This is a genomic window from Burkholderia sp. Bp9143 (assembly GCF_003853645.1).
In the GTDB taxonomy this organism is placed as follows: domain Bacteria; phylum Pseudomonadota; class Gammaproteobacteria; order Burkholderiales; family Burkholderiaceae; genus Burkholderia.
Genome location: NZ_QTPO01000136.1, coordinates 1 through 1316 on the forward strand (window position 1 = coordinate 1; position 1316 = coordinate 1316).

Annotated in this window: 1 protein-coding gene; it reads right to left on the reverse strand. The window is 67.3% G+C overall.

The window, feature by feature from the left end:
- The coding region (locus DIE23_RS38980; protein WP_148093499.1) for a phosphomannomutase/phosphoglucomutase at positions 1-1307 on the reverse strand (1307 nt) is incomplete at its 3' end.
- Positions 1308-1316: the final 9 nt, after the last annotated feature.

Sequence of the window (1316 nt, forward strand, 5' to 3'; positions counted from 1 at the left end):
GATTCGAACCGCATCACGACGACCGGCGTCGTGTTCGACGAACGCGCGAGGCCGAAGCCGTCCGGGTACTCGACGCGCAGGCCGTCGATCGTCACGACCTCGTCCGCACCGTCGAATTTCGCTTCCTTCTGCAGCTTCTCGATCAGGCGGAAGTTCTCGCCTTCGTCGAGCCACAGCTGCAGTTCAGGCGTGCTCATCGCGTCCGGCAGCCCGTTCAGCAGCGCGCTCGGATCGGCCGTCTTCGCGAGGATCTCGAGCAGGCGCGCGCCCGTGTAGAGACCGTCGTCGAAGCCGTACCAGCGGTCCTTGAAGAACACGTGGCCGCTCATCTCGCCCGCGAGCGGTGCGCCCGTCTCGCGCAGCTTCGCCTTGACCAGCGAATGGCCCGTCTTCCACATCAGCGGCTCGCCGCCCTTCGCCTTCACCCACTGCGCCAAATTGCGCGTGCACTTCACGTCGTAGATGATCTGCGCGCCCGGATTGCGCGACAGCACTTCCTCCGCGAACAGCATCAGCTGGCGGTCCGGGTAGATGATCTGGCCGTCCTTCGTGACGACGCCCAGGCGGTCGCCGTCGCCGTCGAACGCGAAGCCAAGCTCGGCGTCGGTGTCCTTCAGCGCCTGGATCACGTCCTGCAGGTTTTCCGGGTGTGCGGGATCGGGATGGTGGTTCGGGAACGTGCCGTCGATGTCGGTGAAACGCTCGACGAGTTCGCAGCCGAGCGCCTTGAACAGGCGCGTCGCGAGCGGGCCCGCGACGCCGTTGCCGGCGTCGACCACGAGCTTCAGCGGACGCGCGAGCTTCACGTCGCCGACGATGCGCGCGATGTATTGATCGGCGACGTCCAATGCCTCGTACGAGCCGCTGCCCGTTTCGTAGCGCTCGTCGACGATGCGGCGGTACAGCGCCTGGATCTGCTCGCCGTAGATCGCCGCGCCGCGCAGCACCATCTTGAAGCCGTTGTAGTCGGGCGGGTTGTGGCTGCCCGTGACGACGATGCACGAATCGACGCGGCGCTCGCCGCCCTTCAGTGCAAGCGGCACGCTCGCCGCGAAATAGCCGACCGGCGTGGGCACCATGCCGACGTCGACGACGTCGACACCGGCCGCACGCAGGCCATCGGCGAGTGCGCCGACCAGCTCGGGCCCCGACAGGCGGCCGTCGCGCGCGACGACGACCGCGCCGCCGCCCTGTGCGCGCACTTCGCTGCCGAATGCCCGGCCGATCGCGCGCGCCGTGTCGGCGTCGAGCGTCTTGCCGACCACACCGCGAATGTCATATGCCTTGAAGATGGATTGGGAGATCATCGATTCTCT